The sequence below is a fragment of the Neobacillus sp. OS1-2 genome (assembly GCF_030915505.1).
In the GTDB taxonomy this organism is placed as follows: Bacteria; Bacillota; Bacilli; order Bacillales; family Cytobacillaceae; genus Neobacillus.
In genome coordinates this window covers 3,006,157-3,025,581 of sequence record NZ_CP133265.1, presented here as the reverse complement: position 1 = coordinate 3,025,581, position 19,425 = coordinate 3,006,157, and the positions used below count along the sequence as shown (strand labels likewise).

General features: G+C 38.4%; 18 protein-coding genes. 5 read left to right on the top strand and 13 right to left on the bottom strand.

The window, feature by feature from the left end:
• Nucleotides 1-33: 33 nt before the first annotated feature.
• The 4 genes from RCG19_RS14860 to RCG19_RS14845 all read right to left on the bottom strand — a co-directional run bounded on the left by RCG19_RS14860 (nt 34) and on the right by RCG19_RS14845 (nt 4,633).
• Nucleotides 34-1,002, bottom strand: a complete 969-nt coding sequence (locus RCG19_RS14860) for an ABC transporter ATP-binding protein (protein WP_166244798.1) — start codon at nt 1,000-1,002, stop codon at nt 34-36.
• Entirely contained in the window at nt 983-1,996 is a 1,014-nt protein-coding gene (locus RCG19_RS14855) for an ABC transporter ATP-binding protein (RefSeq protein WP_166244796.1), read from the bottom strand. Before RCG19_RS14855 ends, RCG19_RS14860 begins: the two co-directional genes overlap by 20 nt.
• 191 nt (nt 1,997-2,187) lie before the next feature.
• Complete coding sequence (locus RCG19_RS14850; RefSeq protein WP_308107774.1) at nt 2,188-3,726, bottom strand: glycine betaine uptake BCCT transporter; 1,539 nt, start codon at nt 3,724-3,726, stop codon at nt 2,188-2,190.
• 142 nt (nt 3,727-3,868) lie between these two features.
• Entirely contained in the window at nt 3,869-4,633 is a 765-nt protein-coding gene (locus RCG19_RS14845; RefSeq protein ID WP_308107773.1) for a MerR family transcriptional regulator, read from the bottom strand.
• Between the two features lie 206 nt (nt 4,634-4,839).
• Here RCG19_RS14845 and RCG19_RS14840 point away from each other — a divergent pair, with 206 nt between their 5' ends.
• From RCG19_RS14840 to RCG19_RS14825, 4 genes are all read left to right on the top strand, one after another.
• Nucleotides 4,840-5,205 carry a DoxX family protein gene (locus RCG19_RS14840; RefSeq protein ID WP_166246400.1) on the top strand — a complete coding sequence of 122 codons (366 nt, stop codon included), beginning with the start codon at nt 4,840-4,842 and terminating at the stop codon, nt 5,203-5,205.
• A 95-nt stretch (nt 5,206-5,300) separates the two neighbouring features.
• The gene (locus RCG19_RS14835; RefSeq protein WP_308107772.1) at nt 5,301-5,789 is read left to right on the top strand and encodes a GIY-YIG nuclease family protein; all 489 of its coding nucleotides are present in this window, start codon (nt 5,301-5,303) and stop codon (nt 5,787-5,789) included.
• Nucleotides 5,780-6,301, top strand: coding sequence for a UvrB/UvrC motif-containing protein (locus RCG19_RS14830; RefSeq protein ID WP_308107771.1), 522 nt, complete (start codon nt 5,780-5,782; stop codon nt 6,299-6,301). Before RCG19_RS14835 ends, RCG19_RS14830 begins: the two co-directional genes overlap by 10 nt.
• Nucleotides 6,302-6,572: 271 nt before the next feature.
• Nucleotides 6,573-8,063, top strand: a complete 1,491-nt coding sequence (locus RCG19_RS14825; protein WP_308107770.1) for a peptide MFS transporter — start codon at nt 6,573-6,575, stop codon at nt 8,061-8,063.
• Between the two features lie 71 nt (nt 8,064-8,134).
• Here RCG19_RS14825 and RCG19_RS14820 read toward each other — a convergent pair whose 3' ends face one another.
• The 9 genes from RCG19_RS14820 to RCG19_RS14780 all read right to left on the bottom strand — a co-directional run bounded on the left by RCG19_RS14820 (nt 8,135) and on the right by RCG19_RS14780 (nt 17,577).
• Nucleotides 8,135-8,458, bottom strand: coding sequence for a nitrous oxide-stimulated promoter family protein (locus RCG19_RS14820; protein ID WP_308107768.1), 324 nt, complete (start codon nt 8,456-8,458; stop codon nt 8,135-8,137).
• A gap of 155 nt (nt 8,459-8,613) precedes the next feature.
• The gene (locus RCG19_RS14815) at nt 8,614-10,881 is read right to left on the bottom strand and encodes an EAL domain-containing protein (RefSeq protein WP_308107767.1); all 2,268 of its coding nucleotides are present in this window, start codon (nt 10,879-10,881) and stop codon (nt 8,614-8,616) included.
• A 396-nt stretch (nt 10,882-11,277) separates the two neighbouring features.
• Complete coding sequence (locus tag RCG19_RS14810; protein ID WP_166246421.1) at nt 11,278-11,835, bottom strand: hypothetical protein; 558 nt, start codon at nt 11,833-11,835, stop codon at nt 11,278-11,280.
• Between the two features lie 2 nt (nt 11,836-11,837).
• Nucleotides 11,838-12,470, bottom strand: coding sequence for an SCO family protein (locus tag RCG19_RS14805; RefSeq protein WP_166246423.1), 633 nt, complete (start codon nt 12,468-12,470; stop codon nt 11,838-11,840).
• 154 nt (nt 12,471-12,624) lie between these two features.
• Complete coding sequence (locus tag RCG19_RS14800) at nt 12,625-14,307, bottom strand: cbb3-type cytochrome c oxidase subunit I (RefSeq protein WP_166246425.1); 1,683 nt, start codon at nt 14,305-14,307, stop codon at nt 12,625-12,627.
• 14 nt (nt 14,308-14,321) lie between these two features.
• On the bottom strand, nt 14,322-14,789 hold the full coding sequence (locus RCG19_RS14795) for a cytochrome c oxidase subunit II (protein WP_308111002.1): 468 nt from the start codon (nt 14,787-14,789) through the stop codon (nt 14,322-14,324).
• Between the two features lie 12 nt (nt 14,790-14,801).
• The gene (locus RCG19_RS14790; protein WP_166246427.1) at nt 14,802-14,939 is read right to left on the bottom strand and encodes a cytochrome c oxidase subunit 2A; all 138 of its coding nucleotides are present in this window, start codon (nt 14,937-14,939) and stop codon (nt 14,802-14,804) included.
• A 375-nt stretch (nt 14,940-15,314) separates the two neighbouring features.
• Nucleotides 15,315-16,244, bottom strand: a complete 930-nt coding sequence (cyoE, locus tag RCG19_RS14785; RefSeq protein ID WP_308107766.1) for a heme o synthase — start codon at nt 16,242-16,244, stop codon at nt 15,315-15,317.
• A gap of 181 nt (nt 16,245-16,425) precedes the next feature.
• Nucleotides 16,426-17,577 carry a C40 family peptidase gene (locus RCG19_RS14780; protein ID WP_308107765.1) on the bottom strand — a complete coding sequence of 384 codons (1,152 nt, stop codon included), beginning with the start codon at nt 17,575-17,577 and terminating at the stop codon, nt 16,426-16,428.
• Nucleotides 17,578-17,959: 382 nt separating this feature from the next.
• On the opposite strand from RCG19_RS14780, the gene RCG19_RS14775 reads away from it, so the two are divergent.
• Nucleotides 17,960-19,402, top strand: coding sequence for a L,D-transpeptidase (locus RCG19_RS14775; protein ID WP_308107764.1), 1,443 nt, complete (start codon nt 17,960-17,962; stop codon nt 19,400-19,402).
• The last annotated feature ends 23 nt before the right edge of the window (nt 19,403-19,425 follow it).

Sequence of the window (19,425 nt, the reverse complement as noted above, 5' to 3'; positions counted from 1 at the left end):
TAATTATTTGTGTTTTATCATAAATGCTGCATATCATTTGTTATATAAATGACATGCCACAAAATGACCATTTTCTACGTGCTCTGCTGGTCTAGCTGTTTTACAAATATCCATTACCTGTCCGCATCTTGTATGGAAGGCACAGCCTGAAGGAGGATTTGCCGGACTTGGCAGTTCCCCTTCAATTAATATGGTTTTCTTCTTTAAATCAGGATCTGGCACAGGTACAGCGGAAAGAAGTGCCTTCGTATACGGATGCTGTGGATTTTCATAGAGTTCTTCACTATCGGCTAATTCTATTAATCTGCCTAAATACATCACGCCTACACGGTCACTGATATGTCGAACTACACCTAAATCATGTGCGATAAATATGTATGTAAGCTGGAATTCTTTTTGGATGTCCTTCATCAGATTGAGAACCTGGGCCTGAATCGAAACGTCAAGAGCGGAAACCGGTTCATCAGCAATAATTAGTTTCGGTTTTGTCATCAATGCTTTGGCAATCCCAATCCGCTGGCGCTGCCCGCCGCTGAACTGGTGGGGATACCTTTTAGCATGGTAACTGCTAAGGCCTACAACCTCCAGCATTTCTCTTACCTGCTTCCTACGCTCCTCTTTCGTTCCGATTCCATGAACAATCAGAGGCTCCTCAAGAATTTGCTCGATCGAATGCCTAGGGTTTAAGGAAGCATAAGGATCCTGGAATACCATTTGTATTTCCCTACGTGTTTTTCGTAATTCTGACTTTGACAAACTGGTAATCTCTTTATCTTCGAAAATTATTCTTCCATCACTAGCCTCAATCAAACGCATGAGTAATCGGCCAGTCGTGGACTTCCCGCAACCGCTTTCACCTACAATCCCAAGTGTCTCTCCTTTTTTTACATAAAAAGAAACATCATCAACCGCTTTGACTTCCCCTTGTTTTCTCCCAAGAAGCCCACCAGTGATTGGAAAATACTTTTTCAAACCATTTACTTCAAGAAGAAACTCCGACATGTTTGTCACTCCCCTCCTTCAAGGTATGTAGGAAACAGCGCACTTCATGCCCGTCTTTTTCCGTATTATATAATTCCGGCGTTTCTTCATGGCATTGACCAAATACCTCAGCACACCTGGCCGCGAATTTGCAGCCCTTTAGAACTGTTCCTGGAGCAGGAACTGTCCCCGGAATACTATAGAGCCGATCCTTTTTTCTGCTTAGGTCTGGGACGGATTTCAAAAGTCCCTTTGTATATGGATGCTGCGGGTCCTTTAGTATTTTTCTGACATCACCCTGTTCAACGATTTGGCCTGAATACATCACAATGACCCGCTCGCAAATTTCCGCTACAACACCTAAATCGTGGGTAATGAGGATGATCGATGTATTTGTTTTTTGATTTAAATCCTTCATTAATGCCAGTATTTGTGCCTGGATAGTAACATCGAGAGCCGTTGTGGGCTCATCCGCAATCAGGACCTTTGGATTACAGGCCATCGCCATCGCAATCATGACCCGCTGCCTCATTCCACCTGAGAGCTGATGTGGATGGTCTTTAAGAATTCCTTCTGCTCTTGGAATGCCTACAAGCCTTAGTAATTCTATACTTCGTACTTTTGCTTGTGATTTATTGAGATCGGTATGTAACCGTATAGCTTCCATCAACTGATTACCAATCGTAAACAAAGGATTCAACGAGGTCATCGGTTCTTGGAAAATCATCGAAATCTGATTTCCGCGGATTCTTCGCCATTCCTTTTCTGAAATATTTTTCAGGTCTGTTCCTTCAAAAATAATTTCTCCATGCTCAATTTTTCCTGGAGGAGACGGGATAAGTCCCATCGTGGCTAATGATGTCACACTTTTGCCGCTCCCGGACTCGCCGACAATCCCAAGAATTTCTCCCTCTTTCAATTCAAAACTGATCCCATCTACTGCAGCGACAAATTTCTTACCTGATTGGAATGAAACCTTTAAGTCCTTTATTTGAAGGATAGGGTCTTTATTCACATTTACACCTACTTTATGTATTCTTTTCAATCTGCCTTTTAAAATATTATACTACTGTTATGAATTTTATGATAATTATGACATAGATGATATAGGAAAGTTTGTCGAAATTTGTCATAAGAACAAAAAAACACCTAACAAAATTCATTTTTTATCACGAATTCCGTCAGGCATAGATTTTTGCAATGATATTAGTCTTCTTTAGGCTCTAGTTTATCAGCATATTTAATTCGATGAATCCTTTCCGTTTTTAGGATTTTAACAAACGATAGAATCATCAAGAGGATAATGATACTGAAAGGGAAGGCTGCAATGATGGAAGCCGTTTGCAGTGCCTCTAATCCACCTGCCCAAAGTAATACGGCAGCAGATGCGGACTGAATAAGACCCCAAACTAACTTTACTCTGTTGGGCGGATTTAGGTTTCCACCAGTCGACTGCATCCCTAAAACGAATGTTGCCGAATCTGCCGATGTTATAAAAAAAGTGCCAATTAGAAAGATTGCGATGTATGACATAATATTTCCCAAAGGAAAATGAGACAACACAGAAAACAAGGCAATTTCCTGTCCTTTTTGATTAATAATAGCCATGATGTTTTGATGTTCAAAATACTCTAGATAGACCGCTGAACCCCCAAACACTGAAAACCATAGGGCACCAAACAAGGTTGGAACCAGTAAAACCCCAATAACAAATTCCCTAATGGTTCTTCCTTTCGACACACGTGCAATAAAGGTTCCAACAAAGGGCGCCCAGGCAATCCACCATGCCCAATAAAAGATCGTCCAATCTTGAACCCAGGTATTCTGTTCAAATGGACTCAGCCTAAAGCTCATGGAAGTAAGATTTTGTAGGTAGCCCCCGATGGTAGTCGTGAACAAGTCCATAATAAAATTTGTGGGTCCGGAAAATAGCAGAAAAAGCATTAATGCGATGGCCAGGATGATATTTACATTACTTAATAACGCAATTCCTTTATCCAGACCAGTTGAGGCAGATAATAAATAAAGTACAGTGACAATGATGATAATCATAAGCTGTGTTGTAAAATTATTTTGAATGGACGGAAACATATAAGACGCGCCGCCACTGATTTGAGAAGCACCAAATCCCAACGATGTCGCCACACCGAACACAGTGGCAAAAATAGCGATAAAATCGAATAATACACCTAAGGATCCATTCACCCTGTCACCAAATATTGGCTTTAAAATTTGACTAACAACTCCAGCTGTATTTTTTCGGAAATTAAAATAAGCTAGAATTAGACCTATTACGGCATAAATGCCCCATGGGTGTAACCCCCAATGGAAAAAGGAGTACCTGATGGCCAATCTTGCAGCCTCTGTTGTTTCTCCTTCACCGGAGGGTGGTTGATGATAATGAGATAAAGGCTCAGCTACTCCCCAAAAAACGAGACCTATACCCATCCCTGCACTAAACAACATCGCAAACCAGGTAATACTGGAAAACTCGGGCTCATCCGTGTCCTTCCCAAGCTTTATGTTCCCATACTTTGTGAATATTAACGCGAGGGCAAAGACAAGAAAAATGGTCGCGGAGAGAAGATAAAACCAGCCAAACTTCTCAATAATTGAAGTTTGGATTAAACTTGTTACATGTTGTAGATTACCCGTTGGCAACACTCGGGCGGGAATAACGCCCCAAATAATAAATAGTATTGAAACAATAACTGCTACCCAAAAAACCGGTGTTGTTTTTTTCACACTTCCACACCTCTCCATATCAAACGTCCTGTTTAAAGTATTTAATAAGGAAAGGAATACTATGCAAAGAAAAGCGGAAGGGCGCTGAAGCTAGACAATTCTCAACGTATGGATGGGATTCATCTCCATCCATTTTTAAAGATTATTGTTTTATTCCTGTATAAATATGAATGGCATCTCGTAAAAATTCGGCTGTTCCAGGCTGTTCTTGATCATAATAGAGTGTAAATCTTTCATCATCGACATACATTTGTGCCAGGCCTGCATGGGCCTCTTTACTGTATTCCTTCCAATAATAGCAAAGCCATTGTCTGTGTAGGTCAGCAGCTTCTTGTGCCAACTTCCCTGCAGGATCCCCGGTTTTAAAGGCTTCCGCTAAGGTTTGTTTGAGCTGTTCCGCAAGGGCAGTAACCTCATCATGCTGCTCCTGTGACATATTCATAACTTTTGCATTGGAAGCATCGACAGTATCGTCACCATATTTATCACGGATTTCTTTACCATACTTTTTCTCGTTATCATCAATCATTTTTTTCTTAAATCCTTCAAACTTTTCTTTATTCGACATGTTTATTCTCCCTTCATTTAAGGCAATCGTTTTATCCACATTCGCAATTAATAACTCTAATTGCGACTTTTTCTCGAGGAGTTTCTCACGATGCTCACGAAGTGCAGCATCGCCATCAAAGGATGGGGCAGTAATAATTTCCTTTATGCTGTCCAAGCTCACACCTAGCTCCCGGTAAAACAGAATTTGCTGCAGACGATCTACCTCCGCCAGACCATAAATCCTATATCCTGACGAATTGATTCTTGCCGGCTTAAGAATATCAATTTCATCATAATATCTTAAAGTTCTGGTGCTAATCCCGGCTAAATGCGCCAGCTTCTGCACGGTATACTCCATCTGATCACCTCCTCATACATCAACCATACACCTTTACGCAACGTCAAAGTCAAACACTAAATTGCCTATTTTTAATAAATTAATGGTGCCTGACACCATTGCTCCTATTTACAACTAAAATAACCATTTAATGGTGTCAGGCACCATCTTCAAGTGATGTTTGTCCTCGATAGGACATACAGTTTAATAGAGGGGGTTGTTTTGACATGGATACTTCTTTATCTATGATTAAATTTATTCGATATGCGGTGGCGTACGTATTTATCATTTCAGGGTTAATGAAACTAATGAGTGCTGAATTGGCCAATGGCTTTCTTCACTTAGGCCTTCCATATCCCCACATCATGCTACATGTTATCGTTGCACTGGAGATAGGATGTGGAATGTTCATTTTACTAAATATAGCGGTAAAGAATGCGGTGATTCCGTTAATTGCCATCATGATTGCTGCCCTACTATTAACAAAACTACCATCCATACACACAGGCATTCTCCAATTTGCCTTCAATGCCAGGTTAGACATCGTAATGTTAGTACTGCTTGTCATTTTATATAACAGATATCCCAACTAAAAAAGAAGATGGTTACGTGAGAAAATCCCCCTAAGAGGATCCTCACCCCTTTTCCCTTGCTATGATAAAATAGGGGAGTATTGGGGGAGCTGCAAATGAATTTAAAAGAAAAGGTAAAGAACCTTCCCTTAACACCTGGTGTTTATTTAATGGAAGATTCTTATGGAAGCATTATTTATGTAGGGAAGGCGAAAAATCTTAAGAATCGGGTCAGTTCATACTTTCAAAATTCGAAAGCACATTCGCAAAAGGTACAAAAGTTAAAAGCAAATATTGCGAACTTTACCTACATCCTGACAGATACAGAATTCGAAGCATTTATGCTGGAATGTAAATTAATTCGAGAATTAAAGCCGCTTTTCAATAAGATGATGAAAAATCCCAAATCCTATACCTATATCAAGATTCAAAAAGATAATGGATTGGAAAGAATCGGAATTTCTCCTAGTATAGAAAAGGATGAGAATCTTTACTTTGGCCCATATAGGAGTAAACATAGTGTAGAAAAGGCATTACAGGGGATAAAGGACTTTTATAAAATAAGCTGTAGTAATACTACATATAAGAATTCCCCATGTCAATAGGTTTATGCATGGGGATCTGTTTCTCTGACTCTGCGATTGAACAATATAAAAAAATCATGAACAAAATCATTTCCATATTAAATGGTACAGACATGACTATATTACAAGAAATGAAGCAAAAAATGGCAGAAGCCTCCATGAAGTTTGATTTTGAAACCGCGGCAAAATACAGGGACTATTCAGACGCCATCCAAGCACTTCTCACTAATGAAAAAGTGATTGAATTTACAGAAGCGAATAAGAATATTGTGGTCCTAGAATCTCTACAGGATCATAGATGTAAACTTTTCCTAATAAAAGGGAACAGGATACTGTTTAGTGAAAAATATCATTTAGTAGACCTTAACATTGAACAATTCCTTCATACTCTTAAAATAAACGTATCAACCCATTTTTGGTCTGATATGCCTTCCACCCTAGAAGTTAGCAGGGATGATATCGATGAAGCACAGATAATCTATCGCTATTTAAAAGGTAGTACCTGCAAATATATTATTATTCCTGATAATTAGAATGGTTCCGTGCCTAATTGACTTAGAAGCCCCGGTGATGAACATCCCCGTGGCTTTTTTTATGTCCAATTTACTATTAAACTCTCAAAGTAAAAAGTTATTTAAATCAGAATTTATTTACTATTTTAAAAAAACTTTCTTTTGCTTCAACAAACCTCAATTATATTGAATTATCAAGGTTTTCAACCATATCTAACTTATTTTCCAAAAAAAGTTTTTGACAATTCAAACATACTAAAAGTATTATAGAATAACAAAAGGAGGTTATACAATGTCAAACATAAATAGACAGAAAATTGCGGAGAGTGTACCTCAGAAAGGATTTTTTGGGCATCCTAAAGGTCTTTTTACCCTCTTCTTCACAGAATTCTGGGAACGCTTTTCTTATTATGGAATGAAGGCAATCCTCGTTTATTACATGTATTACGAGGTCTCACAAGGTGGCTTAGGGATGGATAAAACCCTCTCCCTTTCGATCGTGTCCATTTACGGATCCCTTGTATATATGTCCGGTATTATTGGCGGCTGGCTGGCTGACCGTATTTTTGGTGCCTCCAGAGCTGTATTTATCGGCGGTATTTTAATTATGTTTGGTCACATTGCTCTTGCTATTCCTGGAACTATCACTCTATTCTTCGTTTCCATGGTTCTAATTGTCCTTGGAACAGGCTTGCTTAAACCAAACGTGTCAACGGTTGTAGGTGAGATGTACAGTGAAACGGATAATCGTCGTGATGCCGGATTTAGTATCTTCTATATGGGGATTAACCTTGGTGCATTCATCTCCCCATTAATCGTCGGATCTGTTTATAAGCAAAGTTTTCATTTAGGATTTGGTATTGCCGCTGTTGGTATGTTCTTAGGGCTTATCATGTTTATGGCGACAAAGAAAAAAAACCTTGGACTTGCTGGTCAAACAGTTGGAAATCCACTTTCTCCTGCTGAGAGAAAGAAAGTCTTTACCATTATTGGATTAGCCGTTATCGTCATTGCCATTATTTTTGCTATTACTATTACAAAAGGGATTTTAACATTTGACATTTTTGTTAATCTAATTGGAATTCTTGGTCTCTTAATTCCAACACTTTATTTCATTGTCATGTATCGCAGCAAAAATACAACAAGTGTAGAGCGTTCACGTTTGCTTGCATACATTCCGCTCTTTATCGCCTCTGTTATGTTTTGGGCGATCCAAGAACAAGGTTCAACCATCCTTGCAAGTTATGCGGATACACGTACACAGCTTAACTTCGCTGGCATAACTATTTCACCAGCATGGTTCCAATCATTAAATCCTTTATTCATTATCACATTAGCACCTGTATTCGCATGGATGTGGGTTAAATTAGGGAAACGCGAACCAACAATACCGCAAAAGTTCTCCATCGCATTATTGTTCGCTGGTTTGTCATTTATTGTAATCCTGCTTCCAGCATACTTCGGCGGCACGGATTCCATGGTAAACCCTTTATGGTTAGTGATTAGTTATTTAGTATGTGTACTTGGTGAATTATGCTTATCACCTGTAGGATTATCAGCCACTACTAAATTAGCACCTGCTGCATTCTCAGCACAAACCATGAGCCTTTGGTTCCTATCTAGTGCTGCAGCACAAGCGATTAATGCGCAAATTGTTAAATTTTACACACCTGAGACCGAAATGGCCTATTTTGGGTTTATCGGCGGAGCCTCTATAGTCCTAGGGATTATCCTTTTAATGCTATCTCCGAAAATTCAGGGCTTCATGAAGGGTATAAGGTAACATATCAAAAAGAGTGCATACCCCCGGACCACATTCTGTGTGGAAAAGGGATATGCACCTTTTTTGTTTCTCTATCTATTTAATAAATGCTTCACAGAATAAATGGGATGATACAGCATCATCCATGGACCTGAGTATCGCATCACAGCCTTCATCTTTTGCCGGTATTTCGGTTTATAGCAATGAACCTTACAGTTAGAGCAGGCCGTTTTTTCCTCGCCAAAACGGCAGAATGAAAGCCTTAATAGCGCATAGTTTTTTAAATCCAGACATTCCTTACACAGCACATTGTGATGATGGTTCTTCCGGCAGTACAGTACGATCATTTGCCTGACGATTTCCTTTTCCTTTTGGACTTTTCGACCATTATTTGGTTCAATTAATCGCGCTTTCATGTTAGTAAATCCTCCTTCCGAAAGTTCACTTCTTACTTAAACCATATCATATGATTCTTCTTTTTGATGAATGGAATATTAACAAATTGAGAACATTCCACCCGCGATATTCCCTACTTTTGTGTAAAATAAAACAGGAAAAGGAGTGTGCATGATTATGCATCACTCCTTTTATTTAAAAATTCTAATTCAAGCATTGCAGCCGGTATAGGCCTGCTGAAATAATAGCCTTGCAATTTGGCCTGAAATTTTGAGCATATAAACTCAATTTGTGCTTCTTCCTCGATTCCCTCTACAATAATTGTCATGTTTAAGTCGCTAAAAATTTCCAACATTCCCATCAGAAGAATGCTATCAAAGGATTGCATTGGAACATCTTTAATAAAACTTCGATCAATTTTTATGACATCTATGGGTAATTCTTTCAAATATAAGAGTGAGGAAGTTCCAACCCCGAAATCATCTAAAGCAATTTTTACCCCACGACTTTTTAACTCCTTTGTAAATTCATCAATTTCTCGAAGATAATGTTCAATGTCACTTTCCGTTATCTCTAATTGTAGCATATGGGCTGGAAATTGAAATTTAGTTAGAATTTGATCTAACTTTTCAATAAAACTGCTGTCCTTCATTTGCGATTTTGAAATATTAACCGAGAGGACAAGATCATCGTATCCACTTTGATACCATTTTTTCACCTGTTTCACAGCATCTTCCAAAACCCATAATCCGATGGAGGGCATCATCCCTGTTTCCTCAGCAATGGGAATAAATGTAGCAGGTGGAATAATCCCCTTTGTAGGGTGATTCCAGCGTAAAAGCGCCTCCACTCCAGCAATTCGTTTGTTATCTCCATTTACAATAACCTGGTAATATAATTCAAATTGACGATTCACAAGTGCATCTTTTAAATCCTTTTCAAACTCTAATAAGTTCCTATAACTATCATCGCTTGTAAGGTCCTGGAAAAAAATAAATTGATTTTTTCCTTTCCTTTTCGCTTCATACATGGCTATATCGGCATTTTGCAATAATTGTTCCATTGAATATCCATCAGTAGGATACATACTAATACCAATGCTTGCCGTAACAAAGGTTTTAAAAGAGTGGATTTGATATTCCTTTCCAACCGCAGACATAACCTTTTGGGCTACTTCTTCTATTTCCACCCGGCTCCCTTTTTGGAGCAATATAACAAATTCATCCCCGCCATATCGAGCCATAATGCCATCCTGTTCTTCAATTAGAGGGAGAACTCGTTGGCAGACCCTATTTAATAAGATATCCCCAATTTTATGGCCTAAGGAATCATTTACCCATTTAAAACCATCAAGGTCAAAAAATAAAACCGCAAATGACTGATTATGTAAGCCCACACGTTTTGTGAATTCCTTAAAAAACATATAGCGATTTGGGATAGACGTTAACTGATCAAAGAAAGCTAAATTTGTGATATTATTATGTTTTTCTTCCAGTGATGCCAGCATTTTATTGATGGAACCCTCTAGATTTAACAGCTCGTCCTTTTGCCTATTGCTAAGTCTAATTCTTGATTTGAGATCCTTATGATTTTGAATATTTTTTAACTGTAAGGATAGATCTTGAACCCGAGTAAGAACAAAATGATTTAAAAAAACAATAATAATCATGATAAAGAACAATGTTGTAAGAATTAAATAAACGAACAACTGTTTAATGTTTACCTTCTTTTGCAGGTAGAAACTTCTGTTGTTTACAAGACTTATTTCGTACGCTTTTTGATTAGAATAACTCTTCAAAAACAGCGATCCTCTTATTTTTGTTTCGCTGATTGGCTTTACGTTCACGAACAAATGGGCGGTCCGATTTTTAGTTTCCTTAATGGTAAGTGGAAGGGAGAGCGCCTCCCCCATTTGTCGAATCGTAGTTTCACTGATCATTTTCCCCATGATGAGGGTTCCGGGCGACGGTCCCCCATTATTGCTTCTATAAACAGATTGTAATGAGGACATGGTTAAACCAAAGTTTGTCGATACAAGTAACGTGTCATGAAGATTACTTTTCGACTGAATAATAGGTAAAAACACTTGATAAAAATCAGCATCTAATTCCAGTGGCTCGTGTCTCTGCAAGTCATACCCGCTCTGATAAACTAATTCATTTTTCTTATTAAGATAAATGATAAAGTTCACCATATTGTTTTCAAATGTGTCATTTTGCAGATTCACTTTGGGAAAATCGGAATGATCACCCGTTAAAAACGAAAAAGAATCATCCCAAACTGCCCAATCACGATTTGTTCTATTTAAAACATCCATAGTAGATAATAGATGATTCTTCACACGCTCAATATCTTTTTGTGTCGTCCGTTTGTCTAATTCAACAGAATCCTTCAATAAATAAGGACGAATAACGATGAAAAGAAGGATTAGAAATAGCAACATAGTAATGCCTATTATTATTGATGTTTTGACTCGAAGCTTCATCCATTCTCTGCCTTTCCCAACATGCCAATATTACCAGTTATGATTGTATAAAAAGATGAACTATTATATAAAAACGAATTGAAAGATCACGAAACTTTATCGTTCAATTATACCAGCTTTCCCGCCTCACTATTAGAGCATTCTTCTAATTTAATGACATTTTTATAATCCAATTTACATGATTACTATTTTTTAGGGGATTTCCGCAGTACAGCGGGTTAAAATGCTGAAGAGCCCGATTTACTTCAATCGGACTCTTGCAATTGATTTAAGATTTCTCTTCGTTCAGTTCATCGATTAGTTGTTTCGTTCTTTTCGCATTTCCTTCGGCAAAGAATCAATGGGTTTAAACCTTCATTCGTATTGTGATTTATCAACAAAGGCAGCATATAACAAATAAATCACGATACAGATAGCTGTTGTCACAAATCCCCAGCCGAGGGTAATTTGTTCAATAACAAGGTAGTTGTTACATAATTGCACCGGTGTTTCAATATATAGCCATCCCATTGCAGTGAATAACGCGATAAAGAAGTAAAAAATAAGATTTTTGATCATTGGCTTAAGCCTTTTCCAACTATCCCTAAGAGGAATTCCCGCCAAGATTGGCAAACTGATAAATTTGAATACCTCCATGGCCTGTACTGTCAAGGCCTCATCCATTGCCCTTGGAATCGTCCAATAGGATACTGTAATAAGAAATAATAAGATTCCGGGAACGCCATTCCCATTCCATTTTTCAAAAAAACGTGGAAAACGAAGTTGAAAAAAACGGGCCATAAGGAATCCCGCAAATACCAGCATTGGCATTTGCATATGCATGTGTATAATCATGACAGATTCCATTAAATTTGCTACTGGAGGCATTGCGAGAAAAAGTATGATCAATAAGCCATATAGTAATTGCTTCATCGTTACTCCCTCGCTCCCTTTTCAAGAATGCCCGTAAGCTTATTGGCGGCTTCGTCCACCTTTTTATAGTCCATTACATTGAGCAGTGTACCTTTTTTATCCACTAAATAGAAGGCGGAATTATGGGCGAAGCTGCCATTATCATCAGGGATGACAATGACCCCAAATGCTTTTAAAAGTGAATCCAATTCCACTTTATTCTTAATTCTTGCCATTCGCCACGTTTCGCCGTCACTATTAAAATAGGTTCGGTATTTTTCTAATGTTGCCGGGTCGTCTCTACCAGGATCAAAGCTTATACTTAAAAAGACAATATCTTTGCCGATATATTTGCTTGGTACCTTATCATATACTTTAGACATATTCATCTCCAATTGCGGGCAAACCGTTGTGCAGGAAGTATAGAGAAAGGTAATAAAGACATATTTGCCTTCAAATTCCTCAATTGAATACTTCCGACCCTTGCTATCCTCAAAGGTTACATCAGGAAACTTTGGTTTATCGTCAATTAGTTTATTTACTCGCGCTGTTTCAGCCGTAAAGGCCTGAAATCCATCTGTACCGAAATAGAACAGTGCAAGGCCAAATAAGATAACAAGCAAACACGCAAATGTAGTATGCCTATTTTTGATCATGAAGATCACTTCCCAAATCTATTATTTTCCAGTTGATTTATGCATAAAGAGATAGCCCTGACTTTAGAGCTATCTCTTTTTCAAACTTTCTAGCGCAAGCAGCTTAGGTCTCGGGGGCATAAGCCCCTGAGCAAGGCGCTTCCGCTTTTCTTTTTTACCAAGTCTTGAATGGTGGTGAACCTGGAGGTGCATTTACGATAAACTCTGATAATGGGATGACATACGCCATGGCGACAACCAATAGCATGATAACAATCCACATTCCCCAACGCTCTGTCCAATATGGAGTTTTCGTTGCATTTTCTTCTTCTTCCGCAATCGGGAATTCAGTTTCCCCTTTTGGTGCAAAGAACATCATATTGATTACTGCATACACTTGAAGTAACACACCGATGATTAATAATGTTCCGCCAACAGCTAAGCATAATAAATATGGGTTCCAGCTTAACGCTGTTGCATTGTCTCCATAAGTTGTAAAGGAAGTTCTACGTGGTGAGCCAAGTAAGCCCACAGCGTGCATGGATCCTGACATAAAGATCATACCAATTGTCCAAATCCACGTTTGGATTACACCTAATCGATTGATTTGTGGTGTTAACACACGTTTTGAAATATAAGGAACTAACCAATAGCTAATACCGAAAAACGTCATGACAACAGACATACCTAATGTTAAGTGGAAGTGTCCAACGATCCACATCGTATTGTGCACAACTTGGTCTAGTTGGTTCGTACTTTGTGCAATACCGCCAGCGCCTGCAGGAATGAAAGCAATCATTGCAATCATAGGAGCTAAGAAACGAACATCGCCCCATGGCATTTTTTTGTACCAGCCGATCAGTCCTTTTCCACCCTGTTTTCTTGCTGTTTTTTCAAATACAGCGAACATTGCCCATGCAGTCATTAATGAAGGGAAACCGATCGCTAAACTCATAAATACGTGCATAAATTTAACAGATGGTGAGATTCCAGGGTCAACGATTTGGTGATGGAATCCACCAGTAATATTCATGACAACCAAGGCAATAATAACAACACGTGTTAGTGTATCACTCCAGCGTCTACCGCCAATAATTTTTGGTACGATAACATACCAGGCAGAAACAGCTGTTAAATACCAGATGTTAACTAATGTATGACCAAAAGCCCAGAAAAGTGTACGAGCAACCATAACGTTGATTGTCTCTACCCAGCCAAATGACCAAGGAATAATCATCACAATAACTTCTACCGCTACAGGTACAGAACCGAAGAATAATAGAACAAATACGCCAGTAGCGAAGTATGATAGAATTGGAACATGTTGTCCTTTATGATTCTTTCTCCAATTGGCTACTTGGATAAAAGCTCCGAAAGCACACATCCAAACACCAACTACAATTAATGCTAAACCAATATAAAACATTGGCGCAGCTGCCATTGGCGGATAGAAGGTGTACATGACAGAAGCATCACCCATGATGATAGGGATCACTGCTAATACAAAACCGATAATTTTCAAACCAAAGCCAATCCAAGCCATCGTTCTTACTTTTGGAAGCAGACCACCTAAGGTATGAGACATTCCTGCGTAAAAATATCCAATCGTAAAGAAGGCAGTTAATACAACAACTAATAATAAACCATGTGCGGTTAACACTTGATAATAGTTAACCCATGACGGTAATTCCAACAATCCTGCACGATTCAATCCTTGCACAAGACCTAAAATCCCGCCAAGAAGTATGGCCATAAATGCTACAAATATATATGATTTCGTTAATAAGGCGTCTTCTTTGCTAATTCCCATTGCCCTATTTGCTTTATCTTTTAAATCTTTAGATTTTGCTGTTTGCATGTTGTTTCCCCCCTTTATTTAACCGTAATCGTTGTACTCATCATTTGGTGCCCAGCACCGCAATATTCGTTACATAACACTAAATATGTTCCGGGCTTATCAAATTTTTGGGTGATTTTTTGAACATGTCCCGGCATTACCATTGCGTTTAAGTTTGTTTCAGCCACCTCAAAACCATGAACAACATCTTTAGAAGTTAAAGTAAAATGTACGGTAGATCCGGCTGGAACTTCAATATTACCCGGATTAAAACTAAATACTTGCAATGTCATAACGACTTCGTATTCATTTTCACCAATCTTAGTAATCCCCGGCTTATCAAATGGTGCTGTTTGATCTACCTTTTGCGGGTCAATAATATCTTTATTACTTGGCGGCTCCATGTCATAAGCAAACGCTTGGTAGCCAGTGATAAACATAAAGATCATGATCATCCCAAAACTTAAGGTCAGCCATATCTTTTCATCAAGATGCATTTTCATCATTTTTCCCCCCTATAATCTCGTCATAAATAGCCCGTATAACAATAAATAAGTAGCAAGGATTACTACTCCGACAACACTGACAGAAATCCAGGTTCCTTTTAGCGGAGCTTCATGCGCTTCATTTTTTTTACCCTTTGTAGCTGCCATCCCATTTCATCCCCTTTATCTTCTTCATACTTACATAATAATTGCGAAGAGTTATCAACGAAGTGAACTGAATCACGGTAAATAGAATTTTTCTAGGGTGAAACAGGTTACTTACTATTTCACTTGCAAAAATACAACAGGATTCATTTGTTACCGCACTCTTAAAAAGCATTATTATCACTGTCTCAACGTTCTTTTTCTTAATGGTTCACTCTTGTGAAATAGAATTTTTATGGGAAATATCAGTAATAGATTAAAAATGACAAATCTGTGAACAACCTAGGATTCTAAATAAAAAAAAGCTGTCCCATTGTATGGCAATATGCTTGCATACATAGGAAACAGCTTTGAACTATTTGTATGAAAATATAGGCATTACTTAAATATCGGCATTGTAACGATAACCATCATAAGAAACATAATGGTTATATAATTTACAGAATAAAGAAAAATCACATGTGCCCATTTAAGATCATTCTTCGTGAAAAATCCATAAATACTCACTGCTAACCACCCAATATTGAGGATCGTTGCAAGGACAACAAATGTTGTTCCCAGTGATCCCAGATAAAATGGTAGTGGCAGTAAACAGGCAACGTACACCACCATTTGCCGCTTTGTCATTGGTAATCCATAGACAACTGGAAGCATGGCAACCCCCGCCGCTTTGTATTCATCATACTTCTTTATGGCAATTGCAAAGGTATGGGGCATTTGAAAAATAAATAAAATGAGTGCCAGCATAATCGGGATGATATGAAAACCAGATTCAATCGCCGTCCAGCCAATTAAAGGGGTAACAGCCCCTGAAACACTGCCGATGACAGTATTGAGCGTATAGCGGCGTTTTGACCACATCGTATATAGGATTACATAGGTAAACCAGCCGACGAACCCATATATGGCGGCTTCAACTGTTGTAAAAAGCAAGAGGATAAACCCAATTAAAGAAAAGGAAATTCCCAAGGTTAAAACCATTTTCAGTGAAAAATGACCCGTCACCGTTGGCCGATTCTTCGTTCTATCCATTACCGTGTCAATATCAACATCGTACCAATTATTGATCACGAGTGCTCCCGCCATAACAAATGTACTGCCAGTAAGCGTCAGCAAAAATACATCCCAATACTCATCAAAAGAAGCTCCAGTAAAATAAAGTGCTAACCAAAAACCCGTAAATACAGGCAACACATTCGCGATTAAAACAGGTCCTTTAATAAGCGATCTTAAATCAGCAAAGAAAGTAGAACTCGATAAAGCAGCTCTCCCACCATTTTGTGGCACAGCAATGCTATTCTTATTCAATTCAAAATCCTCCCTACATTGTGGTTGGAAAAATTCTTTAAACCATTATCAATTTTCCTCTCTATACATATTAACATAATTCTTTGCTACATATGTGCTGGAAGCTAATGTAATTTTAAAGGAGGCGATGTTTTTTACAAAAAAACTCCATCCTGTAAGGGACGGAGTTTTTCTTTGTTTTTTAGCGTAATATTCTAGCTGCACTAGAGAAAGATGACGGATTATACGATGCAATTTTCACAACATCACCTGTTTGTGGTGCATGGATATATTGCCCGCCACCAATATAGATGCCGACATGATAGGCAGGAGAACCTCTGAATACTAAATCTCCTGGCTGTACTTGACTTGGAGAAATCCTTGTTCCTACATTTTGCTGGTCTCTTGACACTCTCGGAAGACTAACGCCAACTGAGCGATACACATATGATACGAATCCCGAACAATCAAATCCGTTTGGCGTTGTTCCGCCCCAAACGTAAGGAACACCCAAGAATTGTTTAGCATACGCAATCACTGCACTTGCCGATCCAGAATTGGTCGGAATAGCTACATTATTCGTTGGCGTTGAAACTGCAGCGCTTTTTACTACGGATTGTTGCTGATTTCCTTCAGTTTGCCTTTGTGATTGTTGAGCTTGTTGAGCCTGTTGAGCCTGTTGTGCTTGTCGGGCTATTTCAGCCTGCCGTTCAGCTTCTTCTTGAGCCTGCTGATTCTCAAGGTTTTGTAATTTGTCCTTCGCAGCTACAATTGCTGTTGCAACTTCAGCTTTATCTTTTTCAATACTTTTTTGTTCTGCAGCTAATTCATCTTGGCTCTTTTTTAAATTGTCCAATTCACTATTTAATTTCTGCTCTGCTGTTTTCAACGCTTGTTCTTTTTCATTTAAACCATTCAGTAGGTCTGTATCTTGTTCCATGATCTGCGAAATGGCAGTGAACCGATTTAAAAACTCAGAAAGATTAGTAGAAGAAAGCAAAAGTTCTGCATATGTAGCAATTGACAGTTTCCCCTCTAACTGAATGCTTTTTAGTCGTTCGGAATAGACTTCTTTATGAGATTCTAAGGACTTTTTTGCTGCTTCAATTTCAGCCCTTGTTCCTTCAATTTTCCCTTGTTGTTCTTTGATTTGATTATTCAGTTTTTCACTATTTGCCATTGCTAAGGTAATTCGGTTATCTAATTGTTGCATCTTTGTTTCAAAGTCATTGATTTGTCCTTGCGTCGCATCGATTTGTCCTTGCGTCACTGGATTGGCAAAAGCAGGTGTTGCTTGAATCATTGTCGCGAGCACTGCTGCCGATACTGTATATTTAATTAATTTTCTGATCATCGCAAAATCTCCTTTTGTTTCCTATCATTAATTCGGTCTTTTACTATATTTCTAGTTTATAGTCTAAAAAGACTAAAAACAATGAATCTGTCGGTATTGTAATATAAATGTAATTTTATGTAGAAAAATATGACAAAAAATCGACATTAGTTCCCTTCTACCCTTTTATAAAATCTTTTGGTGCCGTGCTTTTTTTGTAACCTTCACAGCAATCATTTCGTTAGAAAAGAAAATAAAAACTTTAGGTGTTCACAAAAACCGACAATGTTCGAATAGGACATTTTGTAAAATAGTAGTAATATTTACTGTTTTTTTAAAATATCGGTAATAAATGTCACGAACTGAATAGTGATTCCTGCGAATTAGGTATGGGGGGAAGTTTATGGAAAGTGCAGCAGATATCCAAGCAATCGAAAAACGTCATAGAAAATCAACAAAGTGGTATGCAAACTGGTGGTTTATTACAGCCGGTATTATTTTTATTATCGCACTCATCATTGCGACTGGCAGCTACTATCAGGCAAAGCATTTTAATTCACAAATCAAGATTAATAGTATCAAAGTTGGTGGAATGACTGCCCATCAGGCATTAAAAAAATTAAAAGCAACCAAATTAACAAATGTCGTCTATGTTGGCGATCAACAGATTCTAGATGGAACAGATTCCATGATGGGATTTACGGATGAGGATCTGCCCGATATTGAAAAATTATTAAAGAACCAGTGGACGTTTTTTCCTTCTTCCAAAGCAAAGGATTATTCATTAATGCCAAGCAGTCAGGATGATTTCAGAAATCAGACGTTGAAAAAGCAGGTAGAAGAAAAGCTGCTGGCTATGAACCAGGGTTTAAAAGCGCCACAAGATGCAGTGGTTCGTTTGGAACAAGGCAAAATTGTTGTCACAAACAGCATTAGTGGAGAGCAGTATGATGTCGCCGGTCTTTTGAAAGATTACGACAAGCAAGAATATATTAGTGAAATCCGTCTTAATCCAGCATACATACAGCCAATTAAAGAAGACAGCGAGTTTGTAAAAAATCAACAGAAAAAGCTGGAAGAATTCCTGGCCCAGACTGTCGATTATAAGGTACAGAATAAAGTTTTTACGTTAACCGCGAGCGAATTAATTAAAAATGCCTCTATATCAAAAGATTTGCAGATAAAGATTGATGATGCGGGTGATTTCAAAAATAAGATTGCTGAGATTAACTATTCCCAATCCACCTTAAATAAAGATATCACCTTTAAGACCCATTCAGGTTCGGTGATATCGGTTAAAGGTAAAGGCTATGGATGGGCCATCGATGTTGATAAAGAAGTACCACGGATTAAGGACGCTTTTGAAAATGGAGAAAAGTCGGTTTCCGCCGCTAATATTTACGGAAATGGATGGAATGGTGAAGGCTACGGATATGAAGCGATTACGAACAATGGGATTGGTGATACATATGCTGAAGTCTCCATTGCAGAGCAAAGAATTTGGATTTACAAAAATGGGAAATTGGTCGTCACATCAAATGTTGTTACTGGCAATCATAGTACCCGTCATGATACATCACCAGGAGTATGGTATATTCTCTATAAAAAGTCACCGTCCGTACTAACTGGCCGAGAAAATGGAAAAATCACCTATCAGGTCGATGTTAATTATTGGGCTCCCTTTACAAATGACGGACAGGGATTCCACGATGCCAGCTGGCGAGGTAATTGGGCAAGGAATGCCTATCTATCGGCAGGATCACACGGCTGCGTCAACACTCCGCCGAGCGTGATGAAAACTGTGTATGACAATCTTAGCACCAATGAGCCGGTTGTTATATATTGAGAAATGGAAGGGCTGTCCCAAAT